Raw genomic sequence first — 13,078 nt, 5'->3', positions numbered from 1 at the left:
AATGACACGTTTGCTGCCTTTGCTGATGCTGGTCGCGTCCTTCTCCTGTGCGGCGCAGAGTATCGATCCGGGCGTGTTCCGCGCCCTCGACACCGCCCAGTCCGCCCAGCAAAAGGGTGACTACGCGGCCGCCCGGCGCGCGCTGGAAGGCGCTACGCCGCGTCCCGGCAGCCTTGAGGAAGCGCTGTTGTGGCGCAGCCGCGGCTATCTCGCCTGGGCCGAGGGCAACAACGCGCAGGCGCTGGATTTCCTGGGCAGGGCGTTCAACAGCGGCAAGCTCGACGACGAGTCCCAGGTCCGTGAGCGCCTCAACCTGGCGCGGTTGAACCTAGGTGAACGCCGCTACGCCCAGGTGGTCAGCCTGCTGTCGGCGCAGGGCAACGCCGACGAGGACGTGCTGCAGATGCTGGTGCAGGCCTATCAGGGCCTTGGCCAGCACACCAAGGCGCTGCCGCTGGCCGAGCGTTACGTGCAGCGCAATCCGAAAGCGGCCGATACCTGGTACCAGCTGTTGGTCGCCGGCAATGCCGAGCTCAAGCGCTACCAGGCCGCCGAGCGCTGGCAGCGCGTGCTGTTGGCGCGTCATCCTGACCGTGCTCGAGACTGGCGCCAGCTGGCCGCGTTGCAGCAGATGGCCGGTGCCGACGACAAGGCGCTGGCAACCTTGCGGGCGGCGCAGGCCAAAGGTGTCGCCTTCAGCGAGTCGGAGCTGGACAACCTGGTGCTGCTGGCCAGCGCCGCAGGGCAGCCCTGGCAGGGCGCCAGGCTGCTGGAGGGCATGTTGAAGTCCGGTCTGCTGGCCAACAGCGCGACCCGCGAAGAGCGGCTGGGCATGCTCTGGTGGCAGGCCCGCGAGCGCGGCGCCGCAGCGTCCATCTACCGCAACCTGGCGGGCCGTTCCGGCAATTCCAAGCATTGGCTGAATCTGGCTCAGCTGGAACTCGAACAGGCGCATTGGCAGGCTGGACTCGATGCCTTGCGCCAGGCCGAGCGAGCCGGTGCAGAGCGGCGTCAGGTGCGTGCGTGGCGAGAGTGGGCCGAGAGTGAGCTGAGCTTCGAGCGCGAACGCCAGGTGGCTCAGCTGCGCTGACGACCCAGTCCGGATGGCGGGCGAGTCGATCAGCTGTCCGGCAGCTCGTAGGGATAGATCTTCTGGGCATCCATCTGGTAACCGGCCTCGGCCAGTTCGCTGCTCGCATGCTCGACGCGCAGCGGCCCTTCGATCCAGAAGGGCTCGTAGAGTACGTCCACCATCACGCCGACCTCACTGGTCGCATGCACGATCTGATTCGACGGCGGTGGCGGAACGTGAATGCACGCCCCGAAGTAGGGGACCAGTAGAAACTCGATCACCCGCCCTTCGTCCGTCATGTCCAGCGGCACGATATACCCCGGAAGTTTCACGCGCTGACCGTCCAGCTCCTTGACCACCGGTGCTGACGGCGATTGCTGAAGAGCGGCCGGGCCGCTTTCCCCGAGCGCATCGGACAGCTGCGAGAAGTCGTGCACGGGAATCGGCGGCGGCGGTGGCGGCGCATCGGCGGGCACCAGCTCGGACCAGTTCAGTTCGCGCGGCGAGTCGGCCGCCCAGACGGGGGCGGCGAATGCCAGTAGCAGGATCAAAAGGGCGCGCGGCATGGAGGTCCTCACAGTCGGATCGATAGGCCATCGGCCAGCGACTGCCGATAGGCGCGCCAGGCCGGTACGCAGCCCATCAGCAGGGCGGCGCCCAGAATAGCGCCGAGCAGACGCCACTCATAGGGGCTCGGCAGTGCCAGCGGCAGGTACAGGCCGTAGCTGCTTTGCAGCGGCCCTTGGGCAATGGTGATGCCGGCATAGAGCAGGATGAGGCCCAGCACGAGCCCGGCCAGGGACAAGGCGAACGCCTCGAGCACGAGCAGGCCCGCGATGTGCCAGGGCCGAGCCCCGACCGAGCGCAGGATGGCCATCTCCCGGCGTCGTTCGTTGAGGCTGGTGAGAATCGCGGTGAGCATGCCGATCAAGCCGGTCAGCACCACGAACAGCGAGACTACGAAGAGCGCCTGCTCGGCGGTCCCCATCAGGCTCCACAACTCCTGCAGCGCCACGCCGGGCAGGATCGCCAGCAGGGGTTCTCCGCGGAATTCGTTGATTTCACGCTGCAGGCTGAAGGTCGCCACTTTGCTGGTGAGGCCGAGCATGAACGCGGTGATCTGTTTGGGTTGCAGGTCCATGTGGCGAGCCTGTTCGGCATCGATACGGGCATTGCCCCGTGCCGGCATGCCGTTCTGCCAGTCGATGTGCAGCGCCTCCATACCGGCCAGCGAGATATGCAGCGTACGGTCCACGGGCGTGCCGGTGCGCTTCAGAATGCCGACGACTCTGAAGGGCTTGTCGTCGTGCTGGACCAGGCTCACCCGTGCCACGCCATGGGCCAGCACGATCTCTTCGCCGAGCCGATAGCGCAGCGCATCGGCCACTTCGGCGCCAAGCACCACCTCGAACGGATCCTCTTCGAACGCGCGGCCTTCAGCGATCTGCAACGGTTGCTGGCGAGCGTAGCGGTAGTGTTCGAAATAGCTCTGGCTGGTGCCCAGTACCCGGTAGCCGCGATGGGAGTCCCCGAGTGAAAGCGGTATTGCCCAGCTCACGCGCGGGTGTTCGGCGAAATGCTGGAAATGTTCCCAGCGAATGTTGTTGGTCGCGTTGCCGATGCGAAACACCGAGTACAGCAGCAGGTTGACCGAGCCGGAGCGGGCGCCCACTACCAGGTCGGTGCCGCTGATGGTACTGGCGAAGCTGGCGCGGGCTTCGGTGCGCACCCGCTCGACCGCCAGCAACAGGCAGACGGACAGGGCGATGGCGAATACCGTGAGAAGCGCGGTGAAACGGCGATTGTTCAGGCTCGCCAGGGCCAGGCGTAGCAGGTGCATTCAGATCTCCGAGGGCCGCGCGGCGCGGTTGAGTTCCAACAGCGACAGGTTACGGTCGAACAGCGGCGCCAGGCTCTGGTCATGGCTGACGAACAACAGGCTGGAGCCGGCTGCGCGGCATTCGGCGAACAGCAGCTGCAGGAAGGCCTCGCGGGTATCGGCGTCGAGTGCCGAGGTCGGCTCGTCGGCGATCACCAGCTCCGGCTGGCCGATCAGGGCGCGGGCTGCGGCGACGCGCTGTTGCTGGCCGATCGACAGGGCCTCGGCGCGTCTGTCGAGCAACCCCTGCGGTAAGCCCAGGTGGGCCAGCAGTTCGGCGGCGGCCTTGTCCACGCTGCCGTGGCGGGCGATGGCACGCTGGCTGCGCTGCCGTGAGAAACGGCACGGCAGGGTGGCATTCTCGCGCACCGAGAGAAAGGGCAGCAGGTTGAACTGCTGGAAGATATAGCCGGTGTGGTCGACTCGGAAGCGGTCTCGGGCGCTGGCCGAAAGCTTTTCCAGCTCGCGCCCAAGCAGCCGTACGCTGCCACGTCCGGGCACCTGGACGCCGCCGAGGAGGCCGAGCAGGGTGGTCTTGCCGCTGCCCGACGGGCCCTTGAGAAAAAGGCTCTCGCCAGCGTGCAGCTGAAAGTGGGGAATATCCAGCAGCTCCGCCTGGCCGGGCCAGGCGAAACCGAGGTCATGTAGCTCGATCAGGGGTTGGGTCATGCGTTACCGCTTAGGCCGAGGGTCGTGGCTCAGAAGTTCAGTCGCGGGTTGCTCGGGGTCAGCTCGACGCCTTGCTGCCCGCTCGGGCCGATCAGTTGTACCTGAATTGTCCGGGTATCGGGGAAGCGCTGGAACAGTGCGTTCAAGTCCAAAGTTTTCAGCGCGGCCGGCGTGAAGCAACTCAGCTGGTAGTGCGCGCTGATGTCGCTGTGCTCATGATCGTGATCGCCATGGCCGTGTTCCTCGGCATGTGTGTGTCCGTGCTCTTTCGTGTGCTCGTGCGAGTGTTCCTTTCGGCCGAACAGAGGGCTCTCCAGCTCAGTGGACGCTACGCTGCAGCCGGCCTGGGCAGGCAGGGAAAACAGCGTCAGCGGCTGCTCCAGCGATTCGCGTGCGGCTTTCAGCGTGGCCTTGTCCGCATCGCTGGTGGCAGCGTGTTCGAAGCCGACCAGGTTCATCGCCGGGCTTTCCAGTTCCAGCTCCAGGGCCTGGCCGTCCAGTGCAACGTTAAGTCGAGCGACGCCATGCTCGTGAGCGGAAAGGCTGCCGTGCTCATGGTCGTGATCATGATCGTGGCTGTGCTCGGCCGCGTGGGCCAGGGGTATGAGGGCAAAGGGAAGCGCTAGCAGCAAGCGACGCATGGGGACCTCGTTAGTTTTGGTAATGTTATAACAACTGTACCTCCGCGCTGGCGTTTGCTCAATCGACATGTAGCATGGCGTCGACTCAGGAGACCGCAGCGATGATCAGAATCAAAGGACGTATAGGCGATTGGCCGGTGGACCTCAGCGTCGAGCTGGATGCCGAGGACTGGGCGCGACTGAGTCCTGAGGTACCCGTCGCCGCCGCTCAGCCAATGCCGGCCGAGCGTCCGGTCGACGCGCTTTGGGAGGCGGCGCAGCAGGTATTGCGCCAGGCCGGGGAGTTGGAGGGACCGCAGCTACTGGCGGCCCTCGAAGCCCTGGCGGGTAATGCTCAGGCGGGAAAGCGGCTGATGGTTCGCCTGCGCCATAGCGACCGGGTACGCCTGGAGACCGGCAAGGACGCGCCGACCTTTTTCTGGGTCGAGCCCTAACCCGGTCGATGGGCTCAGTACAGCGCCTGGTACAGCTTGCGCCGGTACAGGGTCACCAGCGGGTGATCGGTACCCAGCAGGTCGAACACCTGTAGCAGTGTCTTGTGCGGCAGGCCGTCGGCATAGCTACGGTTACGCACGAACAACTGGAGCAGGGCTTCGAGCGCCGGCTCGTATTGCTGACGCGCCAGTTGATGGATGGCCAGCTGATACGCCGCTTCGTCATCCTGGGCATTGGCCGCCAGGCGGCTTTTAAGGTCGGCGGCTTCCGGCAGTTCGGCGACCTGGCGCAGGAATGTCAGCTGCGCCCGCGCGCCGGCCAATGCCTGCTTGTGCTCGTCGCTCTTGACAGCACCGAGCACCGCTTCAGCTTCGCCGAGTTCGCCGCGTTCGGCCAGGCAGCGGGCGTAAAGAATCAGCGCAGCGGCATTTTCGTTGTCTTCGCCCAGCAATTGCTTGAGCAGGGTTTCGGCGTCAGCGATCCGCCCCTCCGTGAACGCGGCCTGGGCGGTTTCCAGCAGATCGGCCTGTGGCGCGGCGGGGGCCTGCACGTGCGGCTGCAGCATGGCGCGGATGGCCGATTCCGGCTGCGCGCCGGCGAAGCCGTCTACCGGTTGCCCGTCCTTGAACAACACCACGGTCGGCAGGCTTCGGATGCCAAAGCGCGCCACGATGTCCTGTTCGATGTCGCAGTTGACCTTGGCCAGCAGCAGTTCGCCCTGGAACTCCTCGGTGATCTTGGCCAGCAGCGGCATCAGCGCCTTGCAGGGGGCGCACCACTCGGCCCAGAAATCCACCAGCACCGGTTTGTGGAAGGAATTCTCGACCACCAGCTGCTCGAAAGCGGCGGCGCCGGATACCTCGAAGATGTAAGGGGTATCGTTCATGGGAATACTCGACACGTCGGGACGACTGAAAGTGGGTGCATGGTAAATGGAGGCGCCTGGGCAGGAAACAAGGGCGCGGTCAGTGGGCGCCGGGTTGGAGCGGCCAGCTGTCCATCTCACGATAGCGTACGCCGCCGGGCAGGTTTTCGGACAGGTAGAGCACGACCCGTTCGGCCGACCAGCGTAGCGAGACGTCCGGATACCGGGCGATCGGTTCGGCGTGCCGGAACAGGGTCACGTGGGGGCGGAAGTCGGGGCTGTCCAGGGCCAACCCCTGTGCCTCCAGGCGTTCGTGCAGGTCGCGCTGCAGGTCCAGCAGGGCCTCCGGTGGCGACTCGCAGGTCAGAACAGTGAGGCCATTCTTCCACTGTTCGAGCCGCTGCAGGTGCAGCTCGAAGCGGGGGTGGCCCTGCAGCGCGGCACCGATCTGACGCAGTTTCGGCAGGCATGTGGACGGTTGGCTGCCGAGAAACGCCAGGGTCAGGTGAAGGTTGGCTGGGGCGACCGGGCGCCCACATATGCCCAGGCTGTCGCGCCAGCCGCACAAGCTCGGGCGCAGCGGGCCGGGGCAGGGCAGGGCGAAGAACAGGCGCAGGGTCGGATCGCTCATGGCCGCTCCGCAAGCACTCAGCTGTAGGCCTGGTACAGGCTCACCCGGCGAAATTCGGCGGGTTCGGCAAGATCCGGCCAGGTGCAGGCGTCGAGCACGGCCAGGCGTTGATAAGCCGGGTGGTCGAAATCGCGTACACGTGAGTCGGCCACCAGTATTTCGCGTCCGCGACCGAGGAAGGCGTCGAGCAGCGGCAGGTTGGCGCGGTCGTAGAGCACGTCGGCGACGATGATCAGATCGTAGCGTGCGGTCTCGGCGAAGAAGTCCGGCGAGTATTCGAGCGTCACGCCGTTGAGGGCGGCATTGGCGCGGCACGCCTCAAGCGCTAGAGGATCGAGGTCGCAGGCCACGACCTGCACCGCACCGGCTTTTGCTGCGGCGATCGCGGCGACGCCCGAACCGCTGCCGAAATCCAGTACTCGCTTGCCCGTCAGATACTCGGGGCGCTCGGCCAGCCAGCGGGCCAGCGCCAGGCCGCTGGCCCAGCAGAAGCACCAATACGGCGGCTCTTCCAGAATACGTCGGGTTTCATCGGGGCTGAAGGCGCGGTCCATGTTCGTCGCATCGATCAGCCACAGCTGGATGTCGGTGCCCGGCAGCGTCTCGACCATCAGGCGAGCCTCGCCCAGCCGCTCGTTCAGCGCCGCCTGCAGCCCTTCGGAAGCCGTCACGGCGCCTGTTCCAGCCTGAGCGGGCCGAGCGCCTGGCTGGCGCTGCTGCGGATCTGGCGGGCGGGCAGGCGCATGATCAGCTGGCCGGATTGGGTGACACGCCCACGCAATTCCACGCGCTGGCTCTTGGCGAAGGTTTCGGGGTTGAAACTGAGGATGAAAGGCAGGTCGGTGCCGCGACCGTTGAGTTTGACGTTGGCCAGCAGGCGATCGGGCTGCTCGTGGTCGACATCGAGCAGCGCGAGTTCGACTTCGGCGCCGGCCGGCGCGCCGATCAGCGTGCCGCTGAGTTCGTGCAGCAGCTTGCCTTCGACTGCCGGTTGTTGCTCGAGCGCAGGCGGTGCGGCCGGCGGTTCTGGAGGCTGGCTGGCGCAGCCGGCGAGAAGCAGCAGGAGACCGGACAGGACTGCGGGAAATAACGGCACGGAAGGCTCCTCGAAACGGGTGGAATGGCCGCTGTATAGCAGCAAATCCCTCGACTTGTCTTGACGGTCGGATGCGCTACCATGGCTTTCCCGACGTCTGACTCCCGCCTTTCTCATGCATTGTCCCTTCTGTAGTGCGAACGATACCAAGGTCATCGATTCGCGCCTGGTTGCCGAGGGCGACCAGGTCCGGCGTCGCCGCGAGTGCCTCGCCTGCGGCGAGCGTTTCACCACCTTCGAGACCGCCGAACTGGTGATGCCACGACTGATCAAGCAGGACGGCAGCCGCCAGCCGTTCGATGAGGAAAAGCTGCGTGCCGGTATGCAGCGCGCACTGGAAAAACGGCCGGTGAGCGTGGAGCGCCTCGAGGAGGCCATCGCCCACATCAAGAGCAAGCTGCGCGCCACCGGCGAGCGGGAGGTCAAATCGCTGGTGCTCGGTGAGTTGGTGATGGCCGAACTGCAGAAGCTCGACGAAGTGGCCTACATCCGCTTCGCCTCGGTCTATCGGCGCTTCCAGGACCTCAACGAGTTCCGCGAGGAAATCGAGCGTCTGTCGCGCGAGCCGTCGAAGGCGTGATGGCTACCGATCACCAGCCTATGGCGCGTGCGCTGCAGTTGGCGCGCCAGGGCCTGTATTCCACCGATCCCAATCCCCGCGTCGGCTGCGTCATCGTGCGTGACGGCCAAGTCGTGGGTGAGGGGTGGCACCAGCGTGCCGGCGAGCCCCACGCCGAAGTGCATGCGCTGCGTATGGCCGGCGACCGTGCGCGCGGCGCGACCGCCTACGTCACCCTCGAGCCGTGCAGCCATCACGGGCGCACGCCGCCTTGTGCCGATGCGCTGGTGAAGGCCGGCGTGGCCCGGGTGGTCGCGGCGATGCAGGACCCCAATCCGCAGGTGGGCGGGCGCGGCCTGCAGCGGCTGCGTGACGCCGGGATTGATGTGGTCTGCGGCGTGCTCGAGGCCGAAGCGCGCGAGCTCAATCCCGGCTTCATCAAACGCATGGAGGGTGGACTGCCATTCGTCCGGATAAAGCTGGCGATGAGCCTGGATGGCCGCACGGCCATGACCTCGGGCGAGAGCCAGTGGATCACCGGGCCGGCCGCGAGGGCCGATGTGCAGCGTCTGCGGGCGCGTTCGAGCGTGGTGCTCAGCGGAGCCGATACGGTTCTTGTCGATAAGGCGCGGCTGACCGTACGTGGCGAAGAACTCGGTCTGGAGCCTTCGCTCGCGGCGCTGGCCCTGCAACGACCGCCGTTGCGCGTGCTGATCGACGGTCGGCTTCGTGTGCCGCTCGAGGCGCCTTTCTTCCAGGCCGGCCCCGCGCTGGTGGCGACGCTCGACGACACCTGCGCGGCGCGTTATCGGGCGGCCGGTCACGAACTGCTGGCGCTGGCCGGTCATGAGCGTGTCGACTTACCGGCGCTGCTGGCGGCGCTTGGGGCGCGCGGCGCCAATGAGGTGCTGGTCGAGGCCGGTCCACGTCTGGCGGGCGCTTTTGCGGCGCAAGGGTTGGTCGATGAGTACCGGATCTACTTCGCCGCCAAGCTGCTCGGCTCGTCGGCGCGTCCGCTGCTGGAGCTGCCGCTGGAGCGAATGGCCGAGGCGCGGGAGTTGCGCATCCTGGATATGCGGGCCGTGGGTGACGACTGGCGGATCACCGCTCAACCCGTCGCGCACTAGGGCGCCGGCTCGGCGGCGGCTGCACGAAATCCCGGAGTATGGTAAAAACGCCGTCGGCCGCAATGCGGTCACGTTCTCAGGGCGGGGTGCGATTCCCCACCGGCGGTAATGCGCAGCAGGCAAGCCCTCTGCGCTAGCCCGCGAGCGCTTGCCAATCGGCAAGGTCAGCAGACCCGGTGCGATTCCGGGGCCGACGGTATAGTCCGGATGAGAGAGAGCGGGATGCCTCGACGGGCGCCGTTCGCGCGCGCGTCACGATCCCTATCGATCTGCAGTGCCCTGTTTTTCATAAACAGGAGTTCGTCACATGCCTCACCCACGCCGCCTCGACACGGAGGCCGTATGTTCACTGGAATAATCGAAGCGATCGGCAGCATCAAGGCGCTGACCCCCAAGGGGGGCGATGTGCGCGTGCATGTCGCGACCGGCAAGCTGGATCTGGCCGACGTCAAACTGGGCGACAGCATCGCGGTCAACGGCGTTTGCCTGACAGCCGTGGTGCTGTCCGGCGACGGTTTCTGGGCCGATGTCAGCCGCGAAACTCTGGCGCGAACCGCCTTCATCGACCTCAAGGCCGGCAGCCCGGTCAACCTGGAAAAGGCATTGACGCCCACCAGCCGCCTGGGCGGGCATCTGGTCAGCGGCCATGTGGACGGCGTCGGCGAGGTCGTTTCCCGTCAGGACAATGCCCGTGCGGTGCAATTTCGCATCCGCGCGCCCCGCGAGCTCGCCAGGTACATCGCCCTCAAAGGCTCGATCACGGTCGACGGCACCAGCCTGACCGTGAACGCGGTCAACGGCGCGGAGTTCGAGTTGACCATCGTGCCGCACACGCTGGCCGAAACCATCATGGCCGACTACCGCCCCGGTCGGCAGGTGAACCTGGAGGTAGACCTGCTGGCGCGCTACATCGAGCGCCTGCTGCTGGGCGACAAGGCTGCCGAGCCCAGCGCATCCGGCATCAGCGAAGGTTTTCTGGCCGAGCACGGCTACCTGAAGAATTGAAGGAATCCGCCACGATGGCACTCAACAGCATTGATGAACTGATCGAAGACATTCGCGCCGGCAAGATGGTCATCCTGATGGACGACGAGGATCGCGAGAACGAAGGCGACCTGATCATGGCTGCCGAATGTGTACAACCTGAGCACATCAACTTCATGGCCCGCTTCGCGCGTGGCTTGATCTGCATGCCGATGAGCCGCGAGCGCTGCGAAACCCTGAAGCTGCCGCTGATGGCGCCGCGCAACGGCTCGGGTTTCGGCACCAAATTCACCGTCTCGATCGAGGCCGCCGAGGGAGTGACCACCGGCATCTCCGCCGCCGATCGGGCGCGGACCGTGCAAGCCGCCGCGGCACGCAACGCCAAGGCCGAAGACATCGTCAGCCCCGGGCATATCTTCCCGCTGATGGCTCAGCCCGGCGGCACCCTGGCGCGGGCCGGGCACACCGAAGCCGCGTGCGACCTGGCGCGGATGGCCGGTTTCGAGCCGGCCGGAGTGATCTGCGAGATCATGAATGACGATGGCACCATGGCGCGTCGTCCGGAGCTGGAAGTGTTCGCCGAGCAGCATGGCATCAAGATCGGCACCATCGCCGATCTGATCCATTACCGCCTGCTGCACGAGCGCACCATCGAGCGCGTCGCCGAGCAGCCGATCGACAGCGAGCTGGGCCAGTTCAACCTGGTCACCTACCGCGATTCGGTCGAAGGTGAAGTGCATCTGGCGCTGACCCTCGGGCAGATCCAGGGCGACACGCCGACGCTGGTGCGGGTGCACAACATGGACCCGTTGCGCGACCTGTTGATGGTGCGTCAGCCTGGTCGCTGGAGCTTGCGTGCGGCCATGGCGCAGGTGGCCGAGGCCGGCAGCGGCGTGGTCCTGCTGCTCGGCCATCCGCTGGGCAGCGAAGATCTGCTGGCCCATGTGCGTGAAGGCACCAGCGGTCAGGCCAAGACGCCCGGCACCTACAGCACCGTCGGTGCGGGATCGCAGATTCTGCGCGACCTGGGCGTGCGGCAGATGCGCCTGATGAGTTCGCCGATGAAGTTCAATGCGATATCCGGCTTCGATCTGGAAGTTGTAGAATATCTGTCCGCCGAATGACCGATGCAGAGGCGCCGCCAAGATCGCGGCGCCTTCGTTCTTTAAAGAGATGAGTAACGATATGACCCTGAAGACCATCGAAGGTACCTTCATCGCCCCCAGCGGCAAATTCGCCCTGGTGGTTGGCCGCTTCAACAGCTTCGTCGTCGAAAGCCTGGTGAGCGGCGCCGTCGATACGCTGCTGCGCCACGGCATCAACGAAAGCGACATCACCATCATTCGCGCGCCGGGTGCTTTCGAGATTCCGTTGGTGTCACAGAAGGTCGCCCAGCAGGGCGAGTACGACGCCATCATCGCGCTCGGCGCGGTCATTCGCGGCGGCACCCCGCACTTCGAATATGTGGCGGGCGAGTGCACCAAGGGCCTGGCGCAGGTTTCCATGGAATTCGGTGTGCCGGTCGCCTTCGGCGTACTGACCGTCGACTCCATCGAGCAGGCCATCGAGCGCTCGGGCACCAAGGCCGGCAACAAAGGCGCCGAGGCCGCACTCTCGGCACTTGAAATGGTGAGCCTGCTGGCGCAGCTGGAGGCCAAGTGAGTCTGAATCGCGACGACAGTCCCGACGCCCAGCCGGCCAAGCCGGCCAAAGGGCGCATCGCCACCCGCCGTGTGGCCCGCAGCCTGGCGATGCAGGCGCTGTATCAGTGGCACATGGCCGGGCAAAGCCTCAATGAAATCGAGGCGCAGTTTCGCGTCGACAACGATTTCGCCGGCGTCGATGGCGCCTACTTCCACGAGCTGCTCACCGGCGTTGCGCGCAGCAAGACCGAGATCGACCAGGCCATCGAGCCGCTGCTCGATCGCCCGCTGGACGAACTCGACCCGGTGGAGCTGGCCATTCTGCGCCTGTCCACCTACGAGCTGATGCAGCGTCTGGACGTGCCTTACCGGGTCGTGATCAACGAAGGTATCGAGCTGGCCAAGGTCTACGGCGCCACCGACGGACACAAGTTCGTCAACGGCGTGCTGGACAAGCTGGCACCGAGCCTGCGTAGCGCCGAAGTACGTGGCGACCGACGCTGAGAGTTGTCGTGCGGTGGGTGAGTTTGAGCTGATCCGCCAATACTTCGCCGCCGCGGCCTGTGCCAGGCCCGGCGGCGAAGTGCTGCTCGGGATCGGCGACGACTGTGCCCTGCTGGCGTTGTCGGCCGGTGAAGTGCTGGCCGTCTCCACCGATACGTTGGTCGAGGCCGTGCATTTTCCCGCTGCTTGCGATCCCGAGTTGCTGGCGCAACGGGCGTTGGGTGTATCGACCAGCGACCTTGCGGCGATGGGCGCCACGCCTATCGGCTTCACCCTGGCGCTGACCCTGCCCGACGCACAGCCATCCTGGCTAGAGGCGTTTTCCCGAGGACTGGATGCCATGGCGGCTCGCTGCGGGATGCGGCTGCTCGGCGGCGATACCACCCGCGGCCCGCTCAGCCTGACGCTCACCGTCTTCGGTCGCCTGCCATGCGGTGCGGCACTGACCCGGAGTGGCGCCCGACCGGGCGACCTGCTTTGCGTCGGCGGTCCGCTCGGCGATGCAGCGGGTGCGCTGGCGCTGGTGCTCGGCCAACGTCAGGCGTCACCGCCTGTGGCCGACGCCTTGCTGGCCCGCTACTGGGTGCCACGACCGCAGCTCGAACTGGGCCAGGCCTTGCGTGGCCATGCCAGTGCCGCGCTGGACATCTCCGACGGTCTGCTGGGCGATTGTGGCCATATCGCGTCAGCGTCTGGCGTGGCGCTGCGTATCGAGTCCGAGCGCATCCCGCTGTCGGCGCCGCTGCTCCAGTTCCTCGGACACGAGCAGGCCCTGGCTGCCGCGCTGGCGGGTGGCGACGACTACCTGCTGGCCTTTACCCTGCCGCCCGACCAGCTGTCGCCGCTGCAGGCGCAGGGTTGGCCTGTCCATCCGATCGGCACGGTCGAGGCGGGCAGTGGAGTCCGGTTGGTCGACAAGGCTGGCGCGCCTGTGGCTTTCGCCAATCAGGGTTATCGGCATTTTTCCAGCTGA

17 protein-coding genes and 1 riboswitch are annotated in these 13,078 nt (G+C 66.1%); of the genes, 9 read left to right on the top strand and 8 right to left on the bottom strand.

Annotated features, from left to right (window positions below; all coding sequences use genetic code 11):
* Nucleotide 1 precedes the first annotated feature (1 nt).
* Complete coding sequence (locus G7026_RS19725; protein ID WP_181072700.1) at nt 2–1,090, top strand: tetratricopeptide repeat protein; 1,089 nt, start codon at nt 2–4, stop codon at nt 1,088–1,090.
* Nucleotides 1,091–1,119: 29 nt separating this feature from the next.
* On the opposite strand, the gene G7026_RS19720 is transcribed toward G7026_RS19725, so the two are convergent.
* Genes G7026_RS19720 through G7026_RS19705 form a run of 4 tightly spaced genes read right to left on the bottom strand, consistent with a single transcriptional unit; the run spans nt 1,120 to nt 4,261 of the window.
* On the bottom strand, nt 1,120–1,638 hold the full coding sequence (locus G7026_RS19720) for a DUF3299 domain-containing protein (protein ID WP_181072699.1): 519 nt from the start codon (nt 1,636–1,638) through the stop codon (nt 1,120–1,122).
* Between the two features lie 8 nt (nt 1,639–1,646).
* A complete protein-coding gene (locus G7026_RS19715) occupies nt 1,647–2,912 on the bottom strand; it encodes an ABC transporter permease (RefSeq protein WP_181072698.1) in 1,266 nt (421 codons plus the stop codon).
* Complete coding sequence (locus tag G7026_RS19710; RefSeq protein WP_181072697.1) at nt 2,913–3,620, bottom strand: ABC transporter ATP-binding protein; 708 nt, start codon at nt 3,618–3,620, stop codon at nt 2,913–2,915.
* Between the two features lie 29 nt (nt 3,621–3,649).
* Entirely contained in the window at nt 3,650–4,261 is a 612-nt protein-coding gene (locus G7026_RS19705; RefSeq protein WP_181072696.1) for a DUF2796 domain-containing protein, read from the bottom strand.
* A gap of 101 nt (nt 4,262–4,362) precedes the next feature.
* Between G7026_RS19705 and G7026_RS19700 the strand changes: the two genes are divergently transcribed.
* On the top strand, nt 4,363–4,695 hold the full coding sequence (locus tag G7026_RS19700) for a hypothetical protein (protein ID WP_181072695.1): 333 nt from the start codon (nt 4,363–4,365) through the stop codon (nt 4,693–4,695).
* A gap of 14 nt (nt 4,696–4,709) precedes the next feature.
* On the opposite strand, the gene trxA is transcribed toward G7026_RS19700, so the two are convergent.
* From trxA to G7026_RS19680, 4 genes are all read right to left on the bottom strand, one after another.
* The gene (trxA, locus tag G7026_RS19695; protein WP_181072694.1) at nt 4,710–5,582 is read right to left on the bottom strand and encodes a thioredoxin; all 873 of its coding nucleotides are present in this window, start codon (nt 5,580–5,582) and stop codon (nt 4,710–4,712) included.
* Nucleotides 5,583–5,661: 79 nt separating this feature from the next.
* Nucleotides 5,662–6,192: an RNA 2',3'-cyclic phosphodiesterase gene (thpR, locus tag G7026_RS19690; protein WP_181072693.1), complete on the bottom strand. Its 531-nt coding sequence runs from the start codon at nt 6,190–6,192 to the stop codon at nt 5,662–5,664.
* A 17-nt stretch (nt 6,193–6,209) separates the two neighbouring features.
* Complete coding sequence (locus G7026_RS19685; protein WP_219858521.1) at nt 6,210–6,803, bottom strand: class I SAM-dependent methyltransferase; 594 nt, start codon at nt 6,801–6,803, stop codon at nt 6,210–6,212.
* A 56-nt stretch (nt 6,804–6,859) separates the two neighbouring features.
* The gene (locus tag G7026_RS19680) at nt 6,860–7,288 is read right to left on the bottom strand and encodes a YbaY family lipoprotein (RefSeq protein WP_308811819.1); all 429 of its coding nucleotides are present in this window, start codon (nt 7,286–7,288) and stop codon (nt 6,860–6,862) included.
* Nucleotides 7,289–7,403: 115 nt separating this feature from the next.
* On the opposite strand from G7026_RS19680, the gene nrdR reads away from it, so the two are divergent.
* From nrdR to thiL, 7 genes are all read left to right on the top strand, one after another.
* Nucleotides 7,404–7,868: a transcriptional regulator NrdR gene (nrdR, locus tag G7026_RS19675; protein WP_181072690.1), complete on the top strand. Its 465-nt coding sequence runs from the start codon at nt 7,404–7,406 to the stop codon at nt 7,866–7,868.
* Nucleotides 7,868–8,974 carry a bifunctional diaminohydroxyphosphoribosylaminopyrimidine deaminase/5-amino-6-(5-phosphoribosylamino)uracil reductase RibD gene (ribD, locus tag G7026_RS19670; protein WP_181072689.1) on the top strand — a complete coding sequence of 369 codons (1,107 nt, stop codon included), beginning with the start codon at nt 7,868–7,870 and terminating at the stop codon, nt 8,972–8,974. The genes nrdR and ribD overlap by 1 nt, the downstream gene beginning before the upstream one ends.
* 68 nt (nt 8,975–9,042) lie before the next feature.
* Nucleotides 9,043–9,197, top strand: a riboswitch (FMN riboswitch).
* Between the two features lie 119 nt (nt 9,198–9,316).
* Complete coding sequence (locus G7026_RS19665) at nt 9,317–9,979, top strand: riboflavin synthase (RefSeq protein WP_181072688.1); 663 nt, start codon at nt 9,317–9,319, stop codon at nt 9,977–9,979.
* Nucleotides 9,980–9,993: 14 nt separating this feature from the next.
* Entirely contained in the window at nt 9,994–11,082 is a 1,089-nt protein-coding gene (gene ribBA / locus G7026_RS19660; protein WP_181072687.1) for a bifunctional 3,4-dihydroxy-2-butanone-4-phosphate synthase/GTP cyclohydrolase II, read from the top strand.
* 61 nt (nt 11,083–11,143) lie between these two features.
* Nucleotides 11,144–11,620 carry a 6,7-dimethyl-8-ribityllumazine synthase gene (gene ribH, locus G7026_RS19655; RefSeq protein ID WP_181072686.1) on the top strand — a complete coding sequence of 159 codons (477 nt, stop codon included), beginning with the start codon at nt 11,144–11,146 and terminating at the stop codon, nt 11,618–11,620.
* On the top strand, nt 11,617–12,105 hold the full coding sequence (gene nusB / locus G7026_RS19650; protein ID WP_181072685.1) for a transcription antitermination factor NusB: 489 nt from the start codon (nt 11,617–11,619) through the stop codon (nt 12,103–12,105). Before ribH ends, nusB begins: the two co-directional genes overlap by 4 nt.
* 13 nt (nt 12,106–12,118) lie before the next feature.
* On the top strand, nt 12,119–13,078 hold the full coding sequence (thiL, locus tag G7026_RS19645) for a thiamine-phosphate kinase (protein ID WP_181072684.1): 960 nt from the start codon (nt 12,119–12,121) through the stop codon (nt 13,076–13,078).

Source organism: Stutzerimonas azotifigens (assembly GCF_013522725.1).
GTDB classification, from domain to species: domain Bacteria; phylum Pseudomonadota; class Gammaproteobacteria; order Pseudomonadales; family Pseudomonadaceae; genus Stutzerimonas; species Stutzerimonas azotifigens_A.
Note: the sequence above shows the minus strand (reverse complement) of the source record. Positions and strands in the feature narration are given on the sequence as shown.